Origin of the sequence: Hansschlegelia sp. KR7-227 (assembly GCF_049446035.1) — a bacterium.
Classification (GTDB): domain Bacteria; phylum Pseudomonadota; class Alphaproteobacteria; order Rhizobiales; family Methylopilaceae; genus Methylopila.
Genome location: NZ_JBMSEA010000003.1, coordinates 147218 through 170936 on the forward strand (window position 1 = coordinate 147218; position 23719 = coordinate 170936).

Annotated in this window: 21 protein-coding genes; 13 read left to right on the forward strand and 8 right to left on the reverse strand. The window is 66.8% G+C overall.

The features are described from left to right. Window positions 1-36: 36 nt before the first annotated feature. The 13 genes from ACO2RJ_RS18200 (at window position 37) to ACO2RJ_RS18260 (ending at window position 16041) form a co-directional block, all read left to right on the forward strand. Complete coding sequence (locus ACO2RJ_RS18200; protein WP_423269551.1) at window positions 37-2358, forward strand: N,N-dimethylformamidase beta subunit family domain-containing protein; 2322 nt, start codon at window positions 37-39, stop codon at window positions 2356-2358. 451 nt (window positions 2359-2809) lie between these two features. Next, entirely contained in the window at window positions 2810-4111 is a 1302-nt protein-coding gene (locus tag ACO2RJ_RS18205; RefSeq protein WP_423269552.1) for a transporter substrate-binding domain-containing protein, read from the forward strand. Between the two features lie 150 nt (window positions 4112-4261). Continuing rightward, window positions 4262-5137: an urea ABC transporter permease subunit UrtB gene (urtB, locus tag ACO2RJ_RS18210; RefSeq protein ID WP_423269828.1), complete on the forward strand. Its 876-nt coding sequence runs from the start codon at window positions 4262-4264 to the stop codon at window positions 5135-5137. Window positions 5138-5182: 45 nt separating this feature from the next. Next, window positions 5183-6289: an urea ABC transporter permease subunit UrtC gene (urtC, locus tag ACO2RJ_RS18215; RefSeq protein WP_423269553.1), complete on the forward strand. Its 1107-nt coding sequence runs from the start codon at window positions 5183-5185 to the stop codon at window positions 6287-6289. A gap of 8 nt (window positions 6290-6297) precedes the next feature. After that, on the forward strand, window positions 6298-7044 hold the full coding sequence (urtD, locus tag ACO2RJ_RS18220) for an urea ABC transporter ATP-binding protein UrtD (protein WP_423269554.1): 747 nt from the start codon (window positions 6298-6300) through the stop codon (window positions 7042-7044). Between the two features lie 3 nt (window positions 7045-7047). Next, window positions 7048-7746, forward strand: a complete 699-nt coding sequence (urtE, locus tag ACO2RJ_RS18225) for an urea ABC transporter ATP-binding subunit UrtE (protein ID WP_423269555.1) — start codon at window positions 7048-7050, stop codon at window positions 7744-7746. Window positions 7747-7937: 191 nt separating this feature from the next. Then, entirely contained in the window at window positions 7938-8378 is a 441-nt protein-coding gene (locus tag ACO2RJ_RS18230) for a N,N-dimethylformamidase, small subunit (RefSeq protein ID WP_423269556.1), read from the forward strand. A 137-nt stretch (window positions 8379-8515) separates the two neighbouring features. Further along, on the forward strand, window positions 8516-10903 hold the full coding sequence (locus ACO2RJ_RS18235; protein WP_423269557.1) for a N,N-dimethylformamidase beta subunit family domain-containing protein: 2388 nt from the start codon (window positions 8516-8518) through the stop codon (window positions 10901-10903). A gap of 80 nt (window positions 10904-10983) precedes the next feature. After that, window positions 10984-12081: a ring-hydroxylating oxygenase subunit alpha gene (locus ACO2RJ_RS18240; protein ID WP_423269558.1), complete on the forward strand. Its 1098-nt coding sequence runs from the start codon at window positions 10984-10986 to the stop codon at window positions 12079-12081. 5 nt (window positions 12082-12086) lie between these two features. Further along, window positions 12087-12785, forward strand: coding sequence for a tetratricopeptide repeat protein (locus ACO2RJ_RS18245; protein WP_423269559.1), 699 nt, complete (start codon window positions 12087-12089; stop codon window positions 12783-12785). Window positions 12786-12790: 5 nt separating this feature from the next. After that, window positions 12791-13087, forward strand: coding sequence for a hypothetical protein (locus ACO2RJ_RS18250; protein ID WP_423269560.1), 297 nt, complete (start codon window positions 12791-12793; stop codon window positions 13085-13087). Window positions 13088-13333: 246 nt separating this feature from the next. Beyond that, window positions 13334-14149, forward strand: a complete 816-nt coding sequence (locus ACO2RJ_RS18255) for a TorF family putative porin (protein WP_423269561.1) — start codon at window positions 13334-13336, stop codon at window positions 14147-14149. Window positions 14150-14292: 143 nt separating this feature from the next. Then, complete coding sequence (locus ACO2RJ_RS18260) at window positions 14293-16041, forward strand: nitrilase-related carbon-nitrogen hydrolase (RefSeq protein WP_423269562.1); 1749 nt, start codon at window positions 14293-14295, stop codon at window positions 16039-16041. A gap of 33 nt (window positions 16042-16074) precedes the next feature. Here ACO2RJ_RS18260 and ACO2RJ_RS18265 read toward each other — a convergent pair whose 3' ends face one another. The 8 genes from ACO2RJ_RS18265 to ACO2RJ_RS18300 form a co-directional block, all read right to left on the reverse strand. After that, window positions 16075-16806 carry an aspartate/glutamate racemase family protein gene (locus ACO2RJ_RS18265; protein ID WP_423269563.1) on the reverse strand — a complete coding sequence of 244 codons (732 nt, stop codon included), beginning with the start codon at window positions 16804-16806 and terminating at the stop codon, window positions 16075-16077. Continuing rightward, window positions 16803-17630, reverse strand: a complete 828-nt coding sequence (locus ACO2RJ_RS18270) for an ABC transporter permease (RefSeq protein WP_423269564.1) — start codon at window positions 17628-17630, stop codon at window positions 16803-16805. The genes ACO2RJ_RS18265 and ACO2RJ_RS18270 overlap by 4 nt, the downstream gene beginning before the upstream one ends. Window positions 17631-17796: 166 nt before the next feature. After that, window positions 17797-18612: an ABC transporter permease gene (locus ACO2RJ_RS18275; RefSeq protein ID WP_423269829.1), complete on the reverse strand. Its 816-nt coding sequence runs from the start codon at window positions 18610-18612 to the stop codon at window positions 17797-17799. A 195-nt stretch (window positions 18613-18807) separates the two neighbouring features. Further along, window positions 18808-20103 carry an ABC transporter substrate-binding protein gene (locus tag ACO2RJ_RS18280; RefSeq protein ID WP_423269565.1) on the reverse strand — a complete coding sequence of 432 codons (1296 nt, stop codon included), beginning with the start codon at window positions 20101-20103 and terminating at the stop codon, window positions 18808-18810. A 24-nt stretch (window positions 20104-20127) separates the two neighbouring features. Beyond that, window positions 20128-21222, reverse strand: coding sequence for an ABC transporter ATP-binding protein (locus ACO2RJ_RS18285; RefSeq protein ID WP_423269566.1), 1095 nt, complete (start codon window positions 21220-21222; stop codon window positions 20128-20130). Window positions 21223-21448: 226 nt separating this feature from the next. Next, window positions 21449-22474 (reverse strand): CobW family GTP-binding protein, encoded by a 1026-nt coding sequence (locus tag ACO2RJ_RS18290; RefSeq protein WP_423269567.1) that lies wholly within the window; start codon window positions 22472-22474, stop codon window positions 21449-21451. Next, window positions 22471-22710 (reverse strand): hypothetical protein, encoded by a 240-nt coding sequence (locus ACO2RJ_RS18295; RefSeq protein WP_423269568.1) that lies wholly within the window; start codon window positions 22708-22710, stop codon window positions 22471-22473. The genes ACO2RJ_RS18290 and ACO2RJ_RS18295 overlap by 4 nt, the downstream gene beginning before the upstream one ends. 102 nt (window positions 22711-22812) lie before the next feature. Continuing rightward, window positions 22813-23712 carry a polysaccharide deacetylase family protein gene (locus ACO2RJ_RS18300; protein ID WP_423269569.1) on the reverse strand — a complete coding sequence of 300 codons (900 nt, stop codon included), beginning with the start codon at window positions 23710-23712 and terminating at the stop codon, window positions 22813-22815. Window positions 23713-23719 lie beyond the last annotated feature (7 nt).

The following is a 23719-nucleotide window of genomic DNA, read 5'->3' on the forward strand; positions in this document are numbered from 1 at the left end:
GCGCGCCACGCGCGGCCGCCGTCGGAGCGTCGTCGCATGGCCCAGATCAAAATCTTCGGTTACGCCAACAAGATCTCGACCAAGCCGGGCGAGACGATCGACGTCCACGTCTCGGCCGACGGCGTCACCGAGGCCGACGCCAAGCTCGTCCGCCTCATCCATGGCGACGAGCATCCGGACGGCCCGGGCTTCATGGAGGAGGAGGTCGACTGCGAGGCCGACGGCCCCTGGGCGGTCCACAAGCAGTACACGCAGGTCGGCTCCTACCTGAAGGTCGCGGACCCCGACGCGCGGCTCGCGCTCGACGGGCCGATCACGCTGTTCGCCTTCGTCTATGTCGGCCTGCCGGAGGCGGGCCTCAGGCAGTGCCTGCTCAGCCGCTGGAACAATGTCGAGAATTACGGCTATTCGCTCGGGATCAACCAGCGCGGCCATTTCGAGTTCTGGCTGGGGCAAGGCTCCGAGGTCGACTACATCCAGGCCGAAGCGCCGATCATCGCCAAGATCTGGTACTTCGTCGCCGCCACCTACGATCCCACGACCGGGCGCGCGACCATCCACCAGGAGAGCGTCGCGAACCGCTACAACAGCCTGCTCGGGCGGGTGTGCCCGATCGACTATCGCTCGCACGTCGCGGAGACCTTCCGCTTCAAGCCGAAGCACCTCGCCGACACGCCGTTCCTGATGGCGGGGTCGTGGGACTTTCACGACACGCGCGGCCACTTCGTCTCCGAGACCTATTGCGGCAAGATCGACCGGCCGGGCGTCTACAACCGGGCGCTGTCGCGCGACGAGCTCGACGCCATCAAATCCGGCAAGCCGCCGCGGCCGGACGGGCTCGTCGCCTATTGGGACACGACGGCGGGCTACACCGACACAGGGATCGGCGACGACGTGATCGACGTCGGCCCCTACGGACTGCACGCGCGCGGGCACAACCGCCCGGTGCGCGGTCAGACCGGCTGGAACTGGAGCGGCCGCAACGACTGCTTCCGGCTCGCGCCGCAGGAGTATGGCGGCGTCGAGTTCCACTACGACCAGGTGGTGGATTCCAATTGGGAGCGCACGCGCAGCGTGAAGCTGCCGGACACGCTCCGAAGCGGCTGCTACGCGATCCGCCTCCGGGCCGGCCCCGGCGTCGGGCTCGCGGAGGAGTATGTCGTGTTCTTCGTGCGGCCGAAGGTTCCGAAGGGCAAGGTCGCGCTGATCTTCCCGACCGCGAGCTACCTCGCTTACGCCAACGAGCACCTGAGCTTCGACGCCGAGATCATCCAACCGATGACAGGCCAGCCGCCCATCGTCTCCGAGATCGACGTCGAGATGTACAAGAACTGGGAATTCGGCATGTCGACCTACGACAGCTGGGCCGACGGCAACGGCGTCTGCTTCAGCTCGTACCGGCGGCCGATCCTCAACATGCGGCCGAAGCACCGCATGTCGAGCATGGGCGTGACCTGGGCGTTCCCGGCCGACCTGTCGATCCTCGCCTGGCTCGAGCACAGGGGCTACGACTACGACGTCCTGACCGACGAGGACGTCCATATCGAGGGCCTCGCGTCGCTCAAGCCCTACGCCTGCGTCCTGACCGGCACCCATCCCGAATATTATTCGGAGGAGATGCTCGACGCGACCGAGGACTACATCGAGGGCGGCGGCCGGTTCATCTACACGGGCGGCAACGGCTTCTACTGGAACATCGCGTTCCGCCCTGAAGAGCCTTGGATCATGGAGGTCCGCAAGCTCGACTCCGGCATGCGCGCCTGGCAGGCGCGGCCAGGCGAGCATTACCTCGCGACCACCGGCCAGAAGAGCGGGCTGTGGAAGAATCTCGGCCGTCCGCCGCAGAAGACGGTCGGCGTCGGCTTCATCGGCGAGGGCTTCGAAACCAGCCGGCCCTACCGCCGCATGCCTGACAGCTACCACCGCCAGGTGTCGTGGATCATGGAGGGGATCGAGGGCGAGATCATCGGCGATTTCGGCCTCGCTTATGGCGGCGCCGCCGGTCTGGAGCTCGACCGCTACGATCTGCGCTACGGCACGCCGCCGCACGCCCGCATCCTCGCCTCCTCGGGCGGACACAGCGACAACTACATGCTGTCGATCGAGGAGATCCTCTACCCCTATCCCGGCCTCGCCGGCTCGCAGGACTACCGGCTGCGCGCCGACCTCGTCTATTTCACAGCCCCCAATGACGGCGCGGTGTTCAGCACGGGCTCGATTGCCTTCGCCCAGGCGCTGCCGGTCAACGGCTTCGACAACAACGTCTCGAAGCTGCTGGGCAACCTCGTCGACGCCTTCATCAAGCCGGGCCGGCTGCCCGGCTCGCTGTGGGTGAACGAGGAGAAGCAGTGGAAGTGAGCCGTCGCCGGCGCCGTCATGCCGCGGTGCAGCGTACCGACCTCTCAACCTGAGGTCTCGGTCACCCCTCCTCCGCCAAGCGGGGCCGTCCCGCCCTTAGCAGGTCTTGAGAAAGCGCGCGGGGATCGCGGGCTCCGCGGTCCTCGCCGGCGAGGCCCGTCGGGTCGGACTTTGTGGCGGCGGTGTGGCGAGAGTCGACGGCCGCCGCGGCGGCCAACTCTCAACTGCACAAACGACCGGCGCGGCGCCCGTCTCCTGCGCAAGGAATGCGCAGGATCTCGGCAGATTCCGCCCAGCAGTAAGAAACATTTCTGCCTACGAAGAAAAACGTTGACGCCCTTTGGCAGTGCAACATAGCATCTAGCTACACCGGCAATGGCGCCAAGTTTCGTCGACTAGATCATAGATCTAGGCGCCTCCTATGGTTTTGTCTGTCCAGGAGCTGTGAGAAATGCAGTTTACACGCCGGAATTTGCTCAAGACCACAGCGGCCGCGTCCGCAGCTCTTGCCGCGCCCCATCTCTGGCTTCCGAGCGAAGCCCATGCGGCCACGTTGAAGAAGGGCGAGCCGATCAAGGTCGGCCTGCTGTTCTCCCTGACCGGCGCGCTCGCCGTGCCGGAGGAAGACTCCACCCTCGTGCTGCAATACGCCTTCGACGAGATCAACGCCGCCGGCGGCGTCAACGGCGTGCCGGTCCAGCCCGTGATCGTCGACGCGAAGTCGGACTTCAACGTCTATTCCGAGAAGACCAAGGAGCTGATCCTCCGCGAGAAGGTCATCGCGATCTTCGGCTGCTACACCTCGGCCAGCCGCAAGGCGATCCTGCCGACGGTCATGCAGCGCGATCATCTGCTGTATTACCCGACCTGCTACGAAGGCGCCGAGTGCTCGCAGAACGAGATCTGCACGGGCCCGCTCGCCAACCAGCATTCGAAGGATCTCATCCCCTATATGGTTGAGAACTTCGGCAAGCGCGTGTTCTTCGTCGGCTCCAACTATGTCTGGCCGAAAGAGTCGAATAAGAACGCCAAGGTGTGGCTCAAGAACGCTGGCGGCGAACTGCTCGGCGAAGAGTACATCCCGCTCGGCAGCTCCGAGTTCGGCCCGGTGCTGAACAAGATCCGGGAAGCCAAGCCCGACTTCATATTCTCGACCGTGGTGGGCGCGTCCGACATCGCCTTCCACAAGCAGTTCAAGCAGGACGGCTTCAAGGCCGACAAGATGCCGATCGCCTCGCTCACCACCGGCGAGATCGAGACGCGCGCCATGGGCGCCGAGTTCGGCGCCGGCCACTTCCTGTCCGCGCCGTACTTCCAGTCACTCGAAAGCCCGACGAACCAGAAGTTCGTCGAAAGCTTCCTCAAGAGCAAATACGGCAAGAACGGCGTCACGCATTACAACATGGAGTCGACCTACAACTCGGCTTACGTGTTCAAGGCGGGCCTCGAAAAGACCGCCGCCGCGATGGGCGTCGAGAACGTCACGCCGCGCGCCATCCGCGACAATTCCGGCGGCATCCGCATCGAAGACGCGGTCTCGCCGGAAGGCCTGATCTGGATCGACGAGAACAACTTCAACTGCTGGGTCAAGCCGAAGATCGGCCAGTGCCAGTCCGACGGCACCTTCAAGATCGTCAAGGCCGCGGCCGAACACGTCGCTCCGGATCCCTACTCGATCTATCCGGACGCGGGCGTCTGCACCAAGGACGGCCTGAAGGGCCCCGACGGCAAGATCCGCAAGAACGTCATCTGACGCAACGCTCCCCTGCGGCGCTCCGGCGCCGCAGGGCCCGTTTATTGCACTGCGGAATCGTGACCGGCCGGCCTCGGGGGCCAGACGGCGCACGGTTTCGCAGACATGGCGTATCCCGCGGCCAAGCGGCGACCGACGGATGAGAAGACGATGGATTTGGGCTCGCTACTGAACGCGTTGATCCTTGGCGTCAGCATCGCCAGCATCTGGCTGATCGCGGCGCTCGGCCTCACGATCATCTACGGCACGGCGGGCGTCATCAACATGGCGCATGGCGAGCTGATCATGCTCGGCGCGTACAGCTCCTACATGCTGCAGTCCTATCTCGGCCTGCCCTTCCTGCTCTGCATTCCGGCGTCCTTCGTCATCGTCGCGGCGGTCGGCCTGGTGCTGGAGCGCGGCCTGATCCGCTATCTCTACAAGAGACCGCTCGACACATTGCTCGCGACCTACGGGGTCTCGCTCGTCCTGATGCAGGGCGTCCGCCTGCTGTTCGGCAGCGATCCGAAATACATCGCCGCCCCCGAGATCTTTTCGAGCAACATTTCGCTCGGCTTCGCCAACATTTCGGCCTTCCGCATCGTGATCTTCGCCGTGACGATGCTGCTCGTGTTTGGCCTATGGCTGCTGTTCTACAAGACCCGCTTCGGCGTCCAGGTCCGCGCAGTGATGCAGAACAAGGAGATGGCGGCCTCCTTCGGCATCAATTCCGGCCGCATCTACATGCTGACCTTCGCGCTCGGCGCCGGCCTGGCCGGCGTCGCGGGATCGCTGTTCGGCGTGCTGGCGATCGTGCTCCCCACCATGGGCGCGAGCTATGTGGTGCAGGCCTTCCTGATGGTGGTCGTCGGCGGCGGCTCGCTCGCCGGCAGCGTGGTGGCGAGCGGCGTCACGGGCGAGCTTCAGTCGGTGTTCGCCTTCTTCACCAACGACACCATGGCCCGCTTCATCATCTTCGTCCTGATCGTGGTTTTCCTCAGGTTCCGGCCCCAGGGCCTCTTCGCCCAGGCAGGCGCTCGGCGATGAGCCTGCCCGAAGTCCAGACCCCCGAGACAAGAGTGCGTTGAGACGATGGGCAATCTCTACCACAACAAGACGGCGCAGTGGATCGTCTATGCGGTCTTCTTCGCCATCCTTGCGGCCGTGCCGCTGAAGGTCGACGATTCTTTCCTGCTGAACCAGCTCGCCACCTATGGCGTCTATGGCATGCTGGCTCTGTCGATCAGCCTGTGCTGGGGCTTCGGCGGCATCCTCAATCTCGGACAAGGCATCGCTTTCGGCCTCGGCGCCTACGGCATGGCCATGACCATGCAGATGCAGACGCAGGACGAGTCGAACCCGATCCCGCCCTTCATGCTGAACAACAGCCTGGATCATCTGCCGCTGCTCTGGCAGCCGTTCCAGAGCACGACCGCGGGCCTGATCCTGTCGATCGCGGTGCCGACTCTGTTCTGCGCGGTGTTCGGCGGGATCATGTTCCGCGCCCGCGTCTCCGGGCCGTTCTTCGCGATCATGACGCTCGCCATGCTGAGCGCCTTCTACACCATCATCCTCGACCGCCAGCCCTACACCGGCGGCGTCAACGGCCTGACGCCGCCCTCCGCCTTCCAGTTCGCCGGCTTCGAGATCGATCCTTACAGCCCGACGGCCTATTGGGTGGTGTTCTGCTTCCTGTGCGGCGCGACGGTCGTCGCCAAGCTGATCACCCAGAGCTCCTTCGGACTCGTCACCCAGGCGATCCGAGACGACGCGGAGCGCGTGCGCTTCCTCGGCTACAGCGTCGCCGGCTACGAGACGATGATCTACACCATCGCCGGCCTGATCGCGGCGATCGCCGGCTGCCTCTGGGTCATGCTGGTGCAGTACGTCTCGCCCGCCCAGCTCGACGTCAGCTTCAGCCTGTCGATGGTGATCTGGGCGGCGATCGGCGGCCGGTATTCGCTGCTGGGCTCGATCCTCGGCGCCTTCATCATCCAGGGCGCGCAGAGCTATCTCGGCGACTCCTTCCTCGCCACCTGGCTGCTCATCCTCGGCGGCTTCTTCATCATCGTCGTCCGCTTCCTTCCGAACGGGCTCGCCAGCCTGCTGGAGTCCGCCCTCGGGCTGCTCGCCGCGAAGCGCCAGCCCTCAGCCGTCGTCGAGCGCGACAGCGGCGCCAAACCCATGCCCGCGGAGTAAGGACGGCGATGCCAGGCCTTCTCGAAATCCACCATCTCTCGAAAAGCTTCGACGCCACGAAGGTGATCAACGACTTCAGCATGGAGGTCGTCGAAGGGACGCTGTGCTGCCTCGTCGGCCCCAACGGCGCCGGCAAGACCACGACGCTCGATCTGATCACCGGACGCATCAAGCCGACGTCGGGCAAGATCCTGTTCGCCAGCGAGGACATCACGGCGCAGCACGAGCACGTCATCGCGCGCGCCGGCATCGGACGGAAATTCCAGGTGCCGGCGGTGCTGCGCGACCTCACGGTTCGACAGAACCTCGAGGTGGCCTACAGCCGACAGACCAACCCGTTCTGGAATCTGTTCAAGTTCCGCTCGGCCGGCCTGAAGGAGAAGCTCGACGAGATCGCGACGCTTGCGGGGCTCAAGGATCGGCTCGGCGAGCGCGCCGGCATCCTCTCGCATGGCGAGACCCAGTGGCTCGAGATCGGCATGGTGCTGATGCAGGAGCCGCGGCTGCTGCTGATGGACGAGCCCATCGCCGGCATGACCGAAGGCGAGATCGAGAAGACCGCCCGGATCTTCAAGGATCTGCGCAAGACCGCGACGCTGATCGTGGTCGAGCACGACATGGGCTTCGTGCGCGAGATCGCGGACGTGGTCACCGTGATGCACATGGGATCGCTGCTCGCCCAGGGCACGATCCAGCAGGTCGAGGCCGACCCGCGCGTCCGCGACGTTTACCTCGGCGAGCAGGAGGCGGCGTAACCCATGCTGCTCAACTTCGACAATGTCGCGTCCTATTACGGCGCGACGCGCATCCTGAAGGACTTCTCCTTCGAGATGGAGAAGGGCCAGTGCCTCTGCGTGCTGGGCCGCAACGGCGTCGGCAAGACCACGCTGATGCGCACCATCATGGGGCTGACGGACAAGTCGACGGGGACGATCCGCGTCAACGGGACCGAGATCACCGGCAAGCCGCCCCATATCCGCGCGACCTACGGGCTCGGCTACGTGCCGCAGGGCCGCGGCATCCTCTCCGACTTCACGGTGCGGGAGAACATCCTGCTCGGCACCTTCGCGCGCACCGACAACGCGCCGGAGATTCCGGAGCTCTGCCTGAGGATCTTCCCCTATCTGAAGGAGAACCTCGAGAAGCGCGCCGGGCTGCTCTCCGGCGGCCAGAAGCAGCAGCTCGCGATCGCGCGGGCGCTCGCGGTCGGGCCGCAGATCCTGCTTCTCGACGAGCCGACCGAAGGCATCCAGCCGAACATCGTCAACGAGATCGGCGAGATCCTCAAAATGCTCAACAAGGAGCTCGGCATCAGCCTGATCCTGACGGAGCAGCACATCAAGGTCGCGCGCAAGCTCGGCGACGCCTTCCTGATGGTCGACAACGGCCGCGTGGTGGCAAGGGGTCCGATCGAGGAGATGACGGACGAGCTGGTCGAGAAACACATGACCATCTAGCGGAAGGTCTGTGTTTCCTATCTAGAAAATTTTGTTCTCGATAGTTGACCTCACTAGACGCCTGCTGTAGTTTTTAATTCGCCAAGTTTAAGCAACGAGGCGCTCGTTGCTTCCGTGAGACGGGCGACGTCTTGTCGCGCGAATGGACATTGCTGTCCACGTCGCGCCCGTTGCCTCAAAGAGGACCGCCAATGATCCCGATCCCGAAGAAAGGCACCCCGGAGCGCGAGGCGCTGATCAAGGAGCACAAGGAGTGCGTCGACTCCATGAAGGGCGTCGCGGGCTTCTCGGTCCTGAAGTGCGAAACCCCCGGCGACACCACCGTCGTCACGGGCGGGGTCCACGAGGATCCGGTGCTGCGGCGCGTACTGCTGCGGATGCGCGGTGAATCCCCCAAGGGCAAGCTCATCGTGATCTGCACCAAGGTCGACGCCGAGTGGCGAATCGGCCGGCTGTCCGGCATCCGCGGCGTGCCGCCGGAGTTCGTCAACGACAAGGTCTACACCGACGAGCAGGAGATCCAGCACGACATCTTCCTGATGCGGCTCGACGAGCTGCCGGAAACGGCCGGCATGCCCGAGCACTTCGCGGAAGGCTGGAAGCGCAAGGACGACAACTGGCCGGTCACCTGACCGGATAGCCGTCGCAAGCCCCGACGCCTGGTTCGGGGCTTTTCGAACGACGACACGACATCGCCGCGCGGTTCCGCCCGGACCGCGAAGGACGGCGCTTTGCCTTACGCTACCCCTTGGAGAGTCCGATGTGCGCCATGCGGTTGACTGGATACGCCGATAAGTTCGGCGTCCACCCCGGCGACAAGATCAAGTTCTACGTCAACTGCGACGGCCCGGCCGAATACAAGGCGGAAGTCGTTCAGATGATCAATGGCGACACCAACCCGCGCGGCCCCGGCTTCATCGAGAAGCTGATCGAGGCGGACGTCAACGGAACCTATAAGGGTCGCAAGCAGATCATCCATGGCGGGTCCTACGGCTTCGTCCCGGACGCCAAGCCCTTCCACGTCGAGAGCTTCACGCTCCAGTGCTGGATCTGGCCGACGACGCCCAAGACCCATCCCCGCTACTGGAAGCACGGCGCCCAGGGGCTGGTGACGAAGTGGTCGGACGGCAAGGGCTACGGCCTGTTCATCAATGAGGACGGCTTCGTCGAGCTCCGGATCAACGAGCACAAGATCACGACCGGCGTCCCCATCCGCGACCACGCCTGGCACTTCCTCGCGGCGTCCTTCGACGCGGCGACCGGCGAGGTCGTGCTCTATCACGAGCCGCAGGTGGTCTACGCGCTCGACCCGGTGATCGAGCCGACGACGGCGACGATCGCGGCCAAGATCGAGCATTCCCCGATCCCGGTGGCGATCGCGGCCTATGTCGATACGCTCGACGGCGGCCCGCTCGCCCAGTCGTCCATGCCTGCCGGCATCGTCTTCACCGGCAAGTACAACGGCAAGATCGACAGCCCGCGCATCTCCAAGAAGGCGCTGAACCGCTTCGAAATCGAGCAGATGAAGCTCGGCGCCCAGCCGGGCCTCACCGAGCGCCGCAACTCCGGCCCGACCGGGGCGCTGTCCGAAGTCATCGTTGCGGCCTGGGACTTCTGGGACGGCATCAACACCATCGTCGCCAAGGACAACGGCCCCTACCGCTTCGACGCGCGGCTGGTGAACTGCCCGACGCGCGCGCTCACCGGCTACAACTGGTCGGGCGAGAACTTCGACTGGAAGCACGCGCCCAAGGAATATGGCGCGATCCACTTCCATGACGACGACGTCGACAACGCCCGCTGGGACGCCGACATGGAGTGGACCGTCCCTGAGGGCACGAAGAGCCGCTTCTACGCGCTGAAGGTGACCACCGCCGAGGGCGACGAAGACTACCTCACCTTCTGGGTCGTGCCGAAGATCGGCCAGGAGCAGTCCAAGATCGCCGTGATGGTCCCGACCATCAGCTACATGGCCTACGCCAACGAGCACGTGGCCTGCAACGCCGGCGGCGCGGAGCTGTTCATCTACCGCGTGCCGATCATGCAGCACCAGAACATGTTCCTGGCCGAGCACCGCGAATATGGCGGCTCGATCTACGACACGCACACTGACGGCTCCGGCATCTGCCTGTCGTCGCGGCTGCGCCCGATCCTGAGCAACCGTCCGAAATACGACCACTTCCTGGCCCAGGCGCCGTGGCAGTACCCCGCCGACCTCCACCTGATCTACTGGCTGGAGACGATGGGCTACGAATATGACTGCATCACCGACGAAGACGTCACCTATGACGGCGTCGCGCGGCTCGAAAACTACAACGTCATCATCACCGGCTCGCATCCGGAGCACAATTCGGGCACCCAGCTCGACGCGCTGCACAACTACACGCAGCGCGGCGGCCGCCTGATGTATATGGGCGCGGACGCCTGGTACTGGGTGCACTCCTTCCACCCGGCCTACGAGCATCTCGGCCGCGGCGTCCTCACCGAAATGCGGCGCTGCGAATCCGGCATTCGCACCTGGCGCGCAGATCCCGGCGAGTACTACCACCAGGGCACCGGCGAGCTCGGCGGCATGTGGCGCTTCCGCGGCCGCTATTTGCACTCGGTCGCAGGCGTCGGCATGTCGTCGGAAGGCTTCGACATCTCGAGCTACTTCAGCCGCACGCCGGACAGCCTCGATCCCCGCGTCGCCTGGGCGTTCGAGGGCATCTCCTATGACGAGCCGCTCGGCAATTTCGGCCTCGTCGGCGGCGGCGCGGCGGGCCTCGAGCTCGACATCGTCGACACGATGCTGGGATCGCCCCCGCACACGCTGGCGGTCGCGACCTCGGCGGGCCGCCACACGGAGGCCTACCTGCTCGTGATGGAGGATTTCGGCTTCAACCAGCAGGGCCTCGACGGGACGGTGCATCCGCGCGTGCGCGGCGACATCGCCTTCCACGAGACCCCGAACGGCGGCGGCTGCTTCTCGTTCTCGTCGATCGCGTTCTGCGGCTCGCTGCCCTGGAACGAGTGCCAGAACAACATCTCGACGCTCGTCGGCAACGTGCTGAACCGCTTCATGGCGGACGGCCCGCTGCCGCCCCCGCCGGCCGACGCGATCAAGCACCGCGGCCGCGCCGACTACGAGTCGCCCGCCTTGACGTCGCGCGCTTAAAGCCACGCCGACCCCGGCGTCCGCAAGCCCCCTCGCGGACGCCGGGGACCGCCTCGACCGAGCGAAAGGCGTCTCGTCCCATGCCGCACCGACCCGATCTCGGCTATCGCGACGAAGGCCAGGACCTGGCCGGCTCCGCGTTCTACGCCGCCGCGCTCGCCCCCGAGCCGACGGTGCTGCCGCCCGCCGCCTTCCGCTCCCTGCGCTTCACGCAGCTTGAGGACGAAGCGGTCTGGACGCGGGACTGGGTCTGCGTCGGCTCGCATGAGGCGATCCCGAACGAGGGCGACCTGCTGCCCTTCACCGTCGGGACCCATGGCGTGCACGTCCAGCGCTCCGCCGAGGGCAGGCTCCAGGGGCGCTTCAACAAGGCGCAGCATGGCGGCTGCCGCATGGTGCCGCTGCAGTGCCAGACCGGCGCCAAGACGAAATGCTCCTTCACCTCCTGCGGCTACAGCCGCGACCGGCCGGCGATCCCGGCGGGCGACCTCGGCGACGGGACGCCCGAGATGCACCAATATCTCGGGCTGCGGCCCGAGCGTCTGCTGACCGCGAGCGTTCGCAGCTGGGGTCCGCTGATCTTCGTCAACCTCGACGTCGCTCCCGCCTCGCCCGAGACGAGCCTCGCCGCGCTGAACAAGACCGCGGGCTTCTTCGGCAATCACAAGCCGGTCCGCTCGGACGAGGTCTGGCTGGAGTTCGCCGCGAACTGGAAGCTGCTCGGCCAGCATCTCGCCGGCGGCGCGCCGGTCGCCGAGGATGAGGACGCCGGCTGGATCCTCGCCGAGACGACGCTGCTCGACGGCCGGGCCGCCCGGACCGCCTGGCTCTTCCCCAATCTCGTGCTGATCGCGACGGAGAGCGAGACGCTCGCGCTCGTGCTCCAGCAGACCGCGATCGGCCAGACGCTGTGCCGGGTCTGCGTCTATGGCGCGGACGCCGCCGGCTCCGTCGAGCGCTGGCGTCCCGAGATCGCCGGGCGCGCGACCGAAGCCGCGGCCGAGCACCTCGCCGCCGCCCGATGGGCCACGAGCTTCCGGCCCGAAACCCGGTCCGCGGCCCTGCCCCGGCAGTCGGACCCCCATGGCCGCTGGATGCAGCGCGCCCTCGCCGCCCGCGTCGAGCGCATGCCGCGCGGCCCGATCGAGCAGCCGCTGTTCCAGAATCCGAGAGGCTGACCTCCATGCTGTCCATGCGCGTCGAAGCCGACGAAGGCTCCTCCCTCGCCGGCGCCGTCTCCGCCTACAATCGCGGCGCCTTCGAGGAAGCCTTCGCCCTGTTTTCGGCTCTCGCCAACCAGGGCGACCCCGACGCCAAGACCTGGCTCGGCGTGATGTACGCCCATGGCGAAGGCGTTCAGGCGTCGCTGCCGATGGCGTTCGCGCTGTATCTCGCCGGCGCCGAATCCGGGAACGTGCTGGCGCAGACCAATGTCGGCGCGATGCTCGCCATGGGCCAGGGCGTGGCGCAGAACGCCGAGGAGGGCGCGGCGTGGCTGACGCGGGCCGCGGAGCAGGGCGACCAGTTCGCGCAGTACAATCTCGCGACGCTCTACTCCAAGGGCCAGGGCGTTCCGAACGACCCGGCGGCCGCCGCGGCCTGGTATCGCAAGGCGGCGGAAGCCGGCCACTACCCGTCGCAGGCGCGGCTGGGCTTCCTCTACGCCAACGGCCTCGGCGTCGCGAAGGATAGGGTCGAGGCCTATGTCTGGCTGTCCCTTGCAGCGCAGCATGGAATCGGCAATGCGCTGAATGCTCTAGAGGCCGTCGTCTCTCAAATGTCGTCGGACGAGAAGCGCAGCGGCGCCGCGGGCGTGGATCGCTGGCGGGCGCGCACGGCGGACGCCTCCCGTCACGCGCGCCTCATGCCCGTGCCGGGCTGACCGCCATGGTCTTCAGCGCGCAGCAGATAAAGTTCGAGTTCCTGAGCTACATCAAGGAGTTTGGCGGGAAGGCGGAGGAGTGGCGGGTGGGCTGCTCGGCCGACGCGCCGAAGGCGTTGTTCCAGGACAACGCCATCGATCCCGAGCGCGACATCTGGCTCTGGAAGCCCGCTTTGTCGCCGGCCGCGGCTCATATCGTCTACCGCTACATGACCGAACAATTCCGCGTGCCGCCCGCAAGCAGGGATGGCGTCGGGTCCAGCATCTTTCTCTTCAAGAAGATGGCTGGGGTCAAAAGTTAACGTATCCGCTACGGCCGGAGCCGAGCACACTATTTCGGCGATTGCTCACTTTAAGAGCAGGCGGAGCATTCGCCGCGTCAATCGCCCGATTGTAACGAGCGAATGACGTCATGGGCTTACCGAAGATTGTGCATCAAAAAAGCAACACTTGGGCTCATCTTTCTCGCAGGTGCAAAATGACCCTAGTCTAAACAGCTAGACGTCGCTTAAATCGGCGCATCGACCGACCTACGGGGGACTGAAGAAATGTCGTGGTTTACCAAGCATGCCTGCGGGGCGGTCGTGACCGCGCTCGCGTGTTTTCCGGCCGCTCAGGCGGCTTACGCAGCTGACCTGTCCGAGCCCGCGCCGATGGTCGGCGAAGCGATCTCGAACTTCGACATCGCGTTCGGCGTCAAGCTGGCCAGCGAATACAACCTGCGCAGCGTGAGCCAGACCAGCGGCGACCCGGCGATCCAGGGCTATGCGGAACTGTCCGCCTTCGACTGGGTCTATGCCGGCTTCTGGGGCTCGAACGTCAACTTCGGCGGCAGCGATCCGAGCGCCGAGCTCGACTACTATGGCGGCCTTCGTCACAGCTGGGGCGGCCTGACCCTCGACGGCGGCTACCTCTACATCGACTATGTCGGCGCCGATAAGGGCTTCCGGTCGCTCGACTTCTGGAAAATCTACGGCATCGCCAAGTATGCGTTCAGCGACGACCTCTCGATCGGCGCCAACGTCTACTGGACCAGCGATTTCATCAACACCGGCATCGACAGCACGCACGCCTCGCTGTTCGGCAAGTACAGCCTGCCGAGCTTCGACGCCGCGCCGAACCTCAAGTTCTACATCTCGGCGGAGATCGGCCGGTTCTGGGCCGAGAAGAAGTTCGTTCCGGACTACACCTTCTGGAACGCCGGCGGCGGCGTGAGCTACAAGGCGATGACGCTCGACCTGCGCTACACCGACAGCCAGCTGTCGCGCAGCGAGTGCGCCACCTTCATCGGCCAGCGCAATTCGTGCGGCGCGCGGTTCATGGCGAGCCTCTCGTTCGACACCTCGCTCAGCAAGCTCAAGTAACACCGGGATCCCTGCCGGGAGCATGCCGCCGCGCCACTCTTCGGAGGGGCGCGGCGTTTCTTTATGACCGTCGGAACGTCGCTTTCGCCGGGCGCGACGTCGACCGGCGCGGCCGACGCGCCGCACGAGGAAGGTCCGTCTCCATGCCGATTTTCAAGGCCGCCGCCGTCCAGTTCGAACCCACGATGTTCGAGAAGGAGCGCAACGTCGCCCGGCTGATCGAGCTCGTGCGCGAAGCCGCAGCCGGCGGCGCCGAGCTGATCGTCACGCCCGAGATGGGGACCACGGGCTACTGCTGGTTCGATCGCGACGAGGTCGCGTCGCAGGTCGAGACCATTCCGGGCCCGACCACGGACCGTTTCGCCGAAATCGCCAGGGCGACCGGCGCCTATGTCGTCATCGGCATGCCGGAGGTCGAGCCGACCACCGGTCTCTATTACAATTCCGCGGCGCTGATCGGTCCCGAGGGCGTGGTCGGCAAGCACCGCAAGTCGCACCCTTACATCTCCGAACCGAAATGGGCGGCGCCGGGCGATCTCGGCCATCAGGTGTTCGAGACGCCGCTCGGTCGGATCGCGCTGCTCATCTGCATGGACATCCATTTCGTCGAGACCGCCCGCCTCGTCGCGCTCGACGGCGCCGACGTGATCTGCCACGTCTCGAACTGGCTGTCGGAGCGCACGCCCGCGCCCTACTGGATCAGCCGCGCCTTCGAGAATTCCTGCTATCTCATCGAGAGCAACCGCTGGGGGCTGGAGCGCACCGTCCAGTTCAGCGGCGGCAGCTGCGTCATCGAGCCGGACGGGACGATCGCCGCGGTGATCGACGGCGGCGACGGCATCGCCTATGCGACGATCGACACCGACCGCGCCCGCGAGCGCCTGGTGCTGGGCGAGCCGACCTTCGCGCAGCGGCGGCCGAAGCTCTACCGCGAGCTGCCGACCGGCCAATCCGGCTGGAACCCGCTCGACTTCTTCGGCCTCTACGGCCATCGCCGGCTTCCGCCCGGGCGGCTGTCCAAGATCGCGGCCGCGCAGTTCCGCCCGACGACCGACGTCGCCGCCAATCTCGCCAGGATCGCCGAGCTCGCGGCCGAGGCTGCTGAGCGCGGCGCGGCGCTCGTGGTCTTCCCCGAACTCTCGATCACCGGGCTCGAGGACCCGGCCTCGCGGGCCGAGCCCTTGGCGGGCGCGTCCGTGGCGCGGCTGTACGCGATCGCCTCCCGGCTCGGGATCCACATCGTCGCGGGGCTGGCCGAGGCGGACGGCGACGCCGTCTACAATTCCGCGGCGCTGGTCGGGCCGGAGGGCGTCGTCGGCGTCTACCGCAAGATCCATCTGGCCGCTCACGACCGACCCTGGGCCACGGCGGGCGACGCCTGGGCGGTCTATGACCTGCCGATCGGCCGCGTCGGCCTGCTCATCGGCCATGACGCGCTGTTTCCCGAGGCGGGACGCATTCTGGCGCTGCGCGGCTGCGACCTCATCGCCTGCCCGGCCGCGCAGACCGGAGTCTTCGCCTCAGGCCACGCCGGCACGAGCGTGAAGCAGAACTATCCGATCCCGACCGGGGCGGACCCGTTCCACTGGCATCATTTCCGCGCGCGGGCGGGCGAGAACAATCTCGTCTTCGCCTTCGCCAACGTGGTCGACCCGGAGAACGGCTATCCCGGCCAGAGCGGCGTGTTCGGCCCAGAGACCTTCACCTTTCCGAGGACCGAGGCGATCGTGGTCGAGGGCGAGGGGATCGCCGTGTCGAGCCTCGACACGACCAACCTCGCCACGCCCTACCCGACCAATCCGATCCGGCGGAAGGACCTCGTGACGATGCGCCTGCCGCATCATTACGTCCCGCTCGCCGTCGAGACCGGAAACGCGCGCGCCGGCGCGTGACGGCCGCGGGCGTCGCCTGCGTCTGCGCTGAGGTCAGGCGCGCGGCGCGAAGGGCGCCATCGCGCCGGCGTAGGATTTTGGCGAGGGGCTCGCATAGGCGCCGCGCTTCGAGGTCGCAAGCCCGAGCGCGACGAGGGCCTCCGCCTGCTTGACCGCCGCCGCCACGCCGTCGACGACAGGCAGCCCGAAGCGCAGCGTTAGCTCCGCGGCGAGATCGGCCATGCCGGCGCAGCCGAGCACGATCGCCTCGGCGCCGCCGGCGACGGCGCGCCCGATCTCGTCCTCCAGTTTTCCGCGGGCGTCCGAACTCTCGTCCTCCAGCGCGAGCACGGGCACGTCGCAGGCGGTGACGCGCGCGCGCTCCGCGAAGCCGTAGCGGCGAACCAGCTCCTCGAGCGGGACGACCGAGCGCGCGAGCGTGGTGACGACGCCGATGCGCTTGGCGATCTGGCCGGCGGTGACGAGAGCCGCCTCGCAGATGCCGATCACCGGGATCGCCGCGCTCGTGCGCGCGGCGTCGAGGCCGGTGTCGTCGAAACAGGCGATGATCGCGGCCTGCGCGCCCGCTGTCTCCCCCTCGGCGATCGCGTGGATCACGCCGGGGACGGCGAAGGCCTCGTCGTAGAAGCCCTCGATCGAAACGGGGCCCATCGCGGAGGTGACCGCGACGATCTCCGTCTCGCGCGCGGCGACCGCCCGCGCGGCCGCGGCGATCGTCGCGGTCATCGAGGCGGTTGTGTTGGGATTGACGACGAGGAGCTTCACGACACGCCGAGCTTGCGGCGCTGGCGGGCGATCAGCGCGACGCCGGCGAGCGCCGCTCCGATCACCCCGAAGGACACCAGCGTGGTCACGGCGCCGAGCGCATAGAGCACGGGCGTCGTGACGTTGGTCGTCATGCCGTAGATCTCGAGCGGCAGCGTGTTGAAGGAGCCGGCGGTCATCAGCGTGCGGGCGAACTCGTCATAGGACAGCGTGAAGCCGAACAGGCCGACGCCGACGAGGCTCGGCAGGATGATCGGCAGGACCACATAAGCGAACGCCTGCCAGTTCGACGCGCCGAGGTCGCGCGCCGCCTCCTCGTAGGCCGGCGAGAAGCGGTTGAACACCGCGAACATGATCAGCACGCCGAAGGGCAGCGTCCAGGTGAGATGCGCTCCGAAGGCGGAGGAGTACCACGCGGACTCCAGGCCGAAGATCTGGAAGGCGAGCCCGATGCCGAGGCTGATCAGGATCGACGGCACGACGAGGCTCGAGATCGCGAGATAGAACAGCGCGGTCGAGCCGAGGAAGCCGCGCCGGAAGGCGAGGCCCGCGAGCAGCGACACCACCACGGTCGTCGCCATCACCATCAGTCCGAGGATGAGCGAGCGCGAGAACGACCCGCCGAAATCCCCCACCGCCTGCTGCTCGAACAGGTTCGCGAACCAGCGCAGCGAAACGCCGTTCATCGGGAAGGTCAGCCCGCCGTTCGGCCCCTGAAAGGCGAGGATCAGGATCGTCGACAGCGGGCCGTAGAGGAACAGCACGAACAGGCCGAAGAAGGCCGCGAGGACGTAGAAGCCGGGACCGCGCTTGTCCGCCTGCATCAGGACCTCCCTGGCCCGGATCGCCATACCGCGTGCTTCGAGACGGCCCTTCGGGCCTCCTCGGCATGAGGAGGTCTGAGCCCGCCGTCCTCGACGACCCTCATGCTGAGGAGCCGGCCATAGGCCGGCGTCTCGAAGCACGCAGCACGGTCCCGCCTTCCGCCCATCACAGCTCCTTGCGGATGTCGACGACCCGCAGGATCGCCGCGACCATGAAGAGCACGAGCACCAGCAGCACGACGGCGTTGGCGGCGGCCGCGGGATACTGCAGCAGCGAGATCTGGTTCGCGATCATCAGCCCCATCGAGGCGGACTGGCCGCCCGACATGAAGCGGACGGTGATGAAATCGCCGAGCACCAGCGTGACGACGAAGATCGAGCCGATCGCGATGCCGGGCTTCGCCAGCGGGATGATGACGTTGGTGAGGATCTGCCAGCCGTTCGCGCCGGCGTCGCGCGCGGCTTCGATCAGCGAGCGGTCGATGCGGACCAGCGTGTTGAAGATCGGCGTCACCATGAACAGCGCATAGAGATGCACCATGGCGAGCACGACGGCGAACTCCGAGAACAGCAGGAACTCGAGCGGCGCCGGCACGATTCCGAGATCGACGAGGGCTGAGTTCAGCAGGCCGTTGCGGCCGAGGAACGGCACCCAGGAGATCATCCGGATGATGTTCGAGGTCAGGAACGGCACCGTGCACACGAGAAACAGCACCGTCTGCATCTTCGACGTGCGCACGTGGAAGGCCAGGAAATAGGCGACCCAGAATCCGACGACCAGCGTGATCGCCCAGACGATGGCGACGAATTTCAGCGTGTTGAGGAAGGTCTTCCAGGTCACCCAGGAGCCGAGAGTCTCGGCGTAGTTCAGGGTGATGAAAGCGGGGTAGATCTGGACGCTGTCATAGTCCCAGAAGCTGACGATCACGATCGCCGCGATCGGCAGGACGAGGAACACGCCGAGGATCAGCCCGAGCGGCATGGCCTGCAGATAGGGAGCGAGCGGGAACGCGCGCCGGCGCCTCGCGGCGGCCGCGACCCCGGCTTGGGCGGAGACGTCGGGAGCCTCAGCCGTCGCGGCCATGCGCCCGCCTCCCCGTCGCCCGTCGCCGCGCCGGACGCGGATGTCCCCCTCCGGCGTCGGGGAAGGGAGCCGAGATGACGCACCTCATGACGCTCACGCCGCGATGAACTCGTTCCATTTGCGGACCATGTAGCGGTCCTTGTCCATGACCGCGTTCCAGCAGGCCACCTTGCCCATGCGCTCCTCGAAGGAGCCGCCGTCGCGCACGGCGCCCGCCTTCTCGATCGGCTTGCCGTCGGGCGACTTGATCTCGGCGGCGGCGGGCTTGCCCTCCATCCAGAACGCCCATTCCTCGGGCGACATGTGGTTCTTCGCCGTCGACAGGCAGGCGGAATAGTAGCCCTGCCGGTTGAGATAGGCGCCGCACCAGCCGGACAGGTACCAATTGATGTATTCATAGGCCGCGTCGAGCTGCAGACCCTTGACGTTCTTGCCGATTCCGAGCCCTCCGCCCCATGCGCGGTAGCCCTCGCTCAGCGGCTGGTAGACGCAAGGAATGCCCTTGGAGCGGACCGCCGTCACGGCCGGCGACCACATCGACTGGATGATCACCTCGCCCGACGACATCAGGTTCACGCTCTCGTCGAAGGTCTTCCAGAAGGCGCGGAACTGTCCGCCCTTCTTGGCCTCGATCAAAGTGGCGATCGTGGTGTCGATCTCCGCCTCGGTCATGTTGCCCTTGTCGCCATATTTGATGATCCCTGCGCTCTCGCAGATCATCGCGGCGTCCATGATGCCGATCGAGGGGATGTTGAGGATCGAAGCCTTGCCCTTGAACTTCGGGTCGAGAATGTCCTTCCAGTTGGCGATCGGCCGGCCGACGAGGTCGGGGCGGATGCCCAGCGTGTCGGCGTTGTAGATCGTCGGGATCAGCGTCATCCACTGCGTCGGCTGGGAGGCGAACTTCTTCGCGCCGGGCGCCTCGACGAAGCTCACGGAATGCGGCGCCGTGCCTTGCGCGATCACGCTCTCGGGCGTCAGCTTGCCCGTGGTGAAGATCGGGACGATCTGGTCGTAATATTTGATCTTCTTGACATCCATCGGCTGCAGCGCGCCGGTCGGAAACACCTTCTTGCAGATCCAGTATTCGATGTCGGCGATGTCGTAGCTGTCGGGCTGGGTCACGGTGCGCTGGGTGACGGCGTCGGAGTCGAGCGCGGTCATCTGCAGCTTGAAGCCGAGATCCTCCTTCACCTTGTCGGCTATGGCGTTGAGGTTCGAGACGCCGGTGCCGAACTGGCGGAGCGTCACGTCCTTGATGTTCTGAGCCCAGATCGTGGGAAAGCCGGTGATCGCGCCCGAGCCGGCGGCGAGGCCCGCCGCGGCCGCTCCGCGTTTCAGGAGGGTGCGTCGGTCGAGGCCGTTCGGCGTTTCCGTCGTGTCGGTCATGGCGCTTCTCCTATGCGTCGTTTCTCAATGGGCCGAGGGCTTGAGGACGCAGACGTCCGGCAGCGCCCAGGACAAGGCGACCGCGTCGCCCACCGCGTGGGGCCTGGCGTCGAAGGCGGCTTCGTCGGCGTAGACCGTGAAATCCTCGACGCCGGGCGCGTCGAGCACGACCTTCATCGAGCCGCCGCGATATTCGATGTTGCGGACATGGCCGGTGAAGCCGAGCCCGGGCGTCGGGCTCTCGCCGATCGCGATGCGATCGCGCCGGACGGCGGCCTCGGCGACCTCGCCGACCGCGAGATGCGGGGCCGACGGGATGCGGAACGACACGCCCTCGGGAGCCGAAAGCGTGGCGCCCTCGGCGTCGAGCGCTGTCACCTTGCCCGCCAGCACGTTGTGGTCGCCCATGAAGCGGGCGACGAAGGCGGTCGCCGGCCGGTGGAAGATCTCGCGCGGCTCGGCCGCCTGCTCGATCCGGCCGTTCGACATCACCACCACGAGGTCGGCCAGCGCCATCGCCTCCTCCTGGCTGTGGGTGACGTGGACGAAGGTGACGCCGAGGTCGCGCTGCAGGCGCTTCAATTCCTGGCGCATGCGCACCTTCAGAAACGGGTCGAGCGCCGACAGCGGCTCGTCGAGCAGCAGCGCCTGCGGGCTCGTGATCAGCGCGCGGGCGAGCGCGACCCGCTGCTGCTGGCCGCCGGAGAGCTGGGCCGGCCGCCTCGAGGCGTACGGCTCCATGTGCATGAGCTTCAGCATCTCGAGCGCTTTGGCCCGGCGCTCGGCCTTCGGCGTCCCCTTCATCTTCAGCGAGAAAGCGACGTTGTCGACAAGGTCGAGATGCGGGAACAGCGCGTAGGACTGGAACATCATCGAGGTGTGGCGCTTCGCCGGCGGCAGGTCGGTGACGACGACGTCGCCGAGCCTGATGTCGCCCGAACTCACCGTCTCATGGCCGGCGATCATCCGGAGCGTCGAGGTCTTGCCGCAGCCGGAGGGCCCGAGCAGGCAGCAATAGGTCCCGGCCTTGATCTTGAGGCTGATGGCGTCGACCGCGACGGCGTCGTCGCCGTAGCGCTTGGTGACGGAGGCGAGATCGATCGTGGCGGCGCTGGACATCCGGGCTCCAGGCGAAGGACAGCCTGCGGCTGCAACAGCCATGCCACCTAAGCGCGAAGCCGGGCCCGCTGTCGACAAGGTGATCGGGGTGATTGACGGGGCGGCGGCTGGCCAACAGCCAGCCGTGAGACCGCCCGCGTTCCCCGAACGGTCAGCCGGTCGCCCCAGGCGCCGCGGCCCAACGGGGAGCGGCGCGGAGACGCCCAAGGCGGCCTGCATCGCCTAATTATTGGGCATTCGCGGCGGAGAGGGGCGGCGCGGCGCGCTCTCCCGGCGCGCAGAACGCCCGAAACGAGCGTTCGACCACAGCGGGATCGAGGTCGCGGGCGATGACGACGAGCCTCGTCCCTCGCCGTCCCAGCGGCCAGGCCGCGAGATGGCTCGGCGCGTGGACGAGGTGCTGCACGCCCTGGATCACGACGGGCGTCGCCACGCCCTCCGCCTCCAGCAGGCCCTTCAAACGGAGGATCGAGCCGCCATGGCAGTTCAGCAGCATGGACAGCCAGAGGCCGAAGCGCGCCCAGTCGAGCGGACGGTCCGCCGTCAGCGCGAAGGCGCGGACGGGGCCGTGGCGGCCGTCCTCGGGCTCGACCTTGGCCGCAAGCCAGCGCGAGACCTCCCGCCCGCGCGCCGCGTCGTCATGCGGGTTCATGCGCAGCAGCGCCTGCGGCGCCGGCGCCTCCGCGTCGAGCGGAACCACCTCCGCCGCCGGATTGAGCCTGGCGAGCCGGCGCGTCAGCGCCTCCGTCACCGCAGGCGCGGCGAGGTCGATCTTCGACAGCACGATCCGGTCGGCGGCGGCGATTTGGCGGACGGCGACGTCGTGGGCGTCGAGGGTCGCGGCGCCGTTGACGGCGTCGACGACCGTGACGACCGCGCCCGGCGCCACGTGATGGCGAAGGGCGGGATCGAGCGCGAGCGTCGCCGCGATCGGCGCGGGGTCGGCAAGCCCGGTCGTCTCGGTCACCACGCGGCCGAAGGCCGGGATCTCGCCGCGCGCGCGGCGCCCCAGCAGGCCGAGCAGCGCCTCCTTCAGGTCGCCGCGGATGGTGCAGCAGACGCAGCCGCTCTTCAGCAGCACGATTTCGCCCTCGACGCGCTCCACCAGCAGATGGTCGAGCCCGATCTCGCCGAACTCGTTGATCAGCACGGCCGCGTCGGAAAACTCCGGCGTCGCCAGCAGGCGGTTCAGCAGCGAGGTCTTGCCGGCGCCGAGGAACCCGGTCAGCACGTCGACCGGGATCGCCGTCACGCCTGCGCCTCGAGCGCTGCGATCACCGCGGGATCGAGCGGATCGCACGGCCGGCCGATCAGCCGCTCGGCCGCGGGCCAGACCTCCCCGAGCGAATTCACCATCGCGACCTTGCCGGTCCGCGACGACAGGGTGAAGCGGCCCGCCCATTCCTTCAGCGTCAGGCCGTAGAGCCCGAGCAGCTCGTTGGCGACGGCCGAGCGCCGCACGCGGTCGGCCGCGGGGGTCCGCCGCATGTCGGCGATCCCCTCGCTCCAATGCGCGCTCGCGCCGAACGCGCCGCAGAGACCGCACATCTCCGCCTCAGCCCCGTCGCGGCGCGTTTCGGGAGACCCGGCTCACGACTGCGGCCGCGCCGCGCCCGAGCGCGGAAAGCGCCGCGCGAAATCCTCGGCGATCTCCTCCATTGCGACGAACTTGACGCCGTCATGGGCGGAGAAATGCTGGAACAGGCGCTCGTGCATCTTCAGCACGTGCGGCTTGCCGGACACGTCGGGGTGAATGGTCAACGGGAAGACGGCGTAGTCGTAATTTTCGTAGACCCAGTCGAACTGGTCCCGCCACATCTGTTCAATGTCGCGCGGGTTGACGAAGCCGTGGCTGTTGGGCGCGGCCTTGATGAACATCATCGGCGGCAGGTCGTCGAGATACCAGGAGGCCGGGATCTCGATCAGATCGGTCTCCTCTCCGGAGACGAACGGCTTCATCCACGCCGAGGGGTGCTGCGCATAGTCGATCTTGGTCCAGGCGTCGCCGACGGTGACGTAATAGGGATGGTGGTCGTTGTGCATCAGCGAGTGGTCGTAGCGCACGCCCTTCTTCTGCAGGAGCTCGTTGGTCTTTGAGCCGAACTCCCACCAGGGCGCGACATAGCCGCGGGGGCCCTGTCCGGTGATCGTCGCGATCAGTTCGACGCATTTGTCGAAGATCGCCTCCTCCTGCTCCGGCGTCATCGCGATCGGGTTCTCGTGGCTGTAGCCATGCATGCCGATCTCATGGCCGGCGGCGGCGACCGCCTTCATCTCCTCGGGGAAGCTCTCGATCGAATGGCCGGGGATGAACCAGGTGGTGCGGATCCCCCATGTCTCGAACAGCCGCAGCAGCCGGAGAGACCCGACGCGGCCTGAGAACACGCCGCGGGAGATGTCGCAGGGGCTGTCCTCGCCGCCATAGGAGCCCAGCCAGCCAGCCACCGCGTCGACGTCGACGCCGTAGGACACGAAGATCTCTTTCGCCATCGGTCGC

What these genes read in the sequence shown, in the direction of transcription:
- ACO2RJ_RS18200 (WP_423269551.1), top strand. Translation starts at nt 37, where the DNA reads ATGGCCCAGATCAAAATCTTCGGTTACGCCAACAAGATCTCGACCAAG.
- ACO2RJ_RS18205 (WP_423269552.1), top strand. Translation starts at nt 2,810, where the DNA reads ATGCAGTTTACACGCCGGAATTTGCTCAAGACCACAGCGGCCGCGTCC.
- urtB (WP_423269828.1), top strand. Translation starts at nt 4,262, where the DNA reads ATGGATTTGGGCTCGCTACTGAACGCGTTGATCCTTGGCGTCAGCATC.
- urtC (WP_423269553.1), top strand. Translation starts at nt 5,183, where the DNA reads ATGGGCAATCTCTACCACAACAAGACGGCGCAGTGGATCGTCTATGCG.
- urtD (WP_423269554.1), top strand. Translation starts at nt 6,298, where the DNA reads ATGCCAGGCCTTCTCGAAATCCACCATCTCTCGAAAAGCTTCGACGCC.
- urtE (WP_423269555.1), top strand. Translation starts at nt 7,048, where the DNA reads ATGCTGCTCAACTTCGACAATGTCGCGTCCTATTACGGCGCGACGCGC.
- ACO2RJ_RS18230 (WP_423269556.1), top strand. Translation starts at nt 7,938, where the DNA reads ATGATCCCGATCCCGAAGAAAGGCACCCCGGAGCGCGAGGCGCTGATC.
- ACO2RJ_RS18235 (WP_423269557.1), top strand. Translation starts at nt 8,516, where the DNA reads ATGCGGTTGACTGGATACGCCGATAAGTTCGGCGTCCACCCCGGCGAC.
- ACO2RJ_RS18240 (WP_423269558.1), top strand. Translation starts at nt 10,984, where the DNA reads ATGCCGCACCGACCCGATCTCGGCTATCGCGACGAAGGCCAGGACCTG.
- ACO2RJ_RS18245 (WP_423269559.1), top strand. Translation starts at nt 12,087, where the DNA reads ATGCTGTCCATGCGCGTCGAAGCCGACGAAGGCTCCTCCCTCGCCGGC.
- ACO2RJ_RS18250 (WP_423269560.1), top strand. Translation starts at nt 12,791, where the DNA reads ATGGTCTTCAGCGCGCAGCAGATAAAGTTCGAGTTCCTGAGCTACATC.
- ACO2RJ_RS18255 (WP_423269561.1), top strand. Translation starts at nt 13,334, where the DNA reads ATGTCGTGGTTTACCAAGCATGCCTGCGGGGCGGTCGTGACCGCGCTC.
- ACO2RJ_RS18260 (WP_423269562.1), top strand. Translation starts at nt 14,293, where the DNA reads ATGCCGATTTTCAAGGCCGCCGCCGTCCAGTTCGAACCCACGATGTTC.
- ACO2RJ_RS18270 (WP_423269564.1), bottom strand. Translation starts at nt 17,630, where the DNA reads ATGCAGGCGGACAAGCGCGGTCCCGGCTTCTACGTCCTCGCGGCCTTC.
- ACO2RJ_RS18275 (WP_423269829.1), bottom strand. Translation starts at nt 18,612, where the DNA reads ATGCCGCTCGGGCTGATCCTCGGCGTGTTCCTCGTCCTGCCGATCGCG.
- ACO2RJ_RS18280 (WP_423269565.1), bottom strand. Translation starts at nt 20,103, where the DNA reads ATGACCGACACGACGGAAACGCCGAACGGCCTCGACCGACGCACCCTC.
- ACO2RJ_RS18285 (WP_423269566.1), bottom strand. Translation starts at nt 21,222, where the DNA reads ATGTCCAGCGCCGCCACGATCGATCTCGCCTCCGTCACCAAGCGCTAC.
- ACO2RJ_RS18295 (WP_423269568.1), bottom strand. Translation starts at nt 22,710, where the DNA reads ATGCGGCGGACCCCCGCGGCCGACCGCGTGCGGCGCTCGGCCGTCGCC.
- ACO2RJ_RS18300 (WP_423269569.1), bottom strand. Translation starts at nt 23,712, where the DNA reads ATGGCGAAAGAGATCTTCGTGTCCTACGGCGTCGACGTCGACGCGGTG.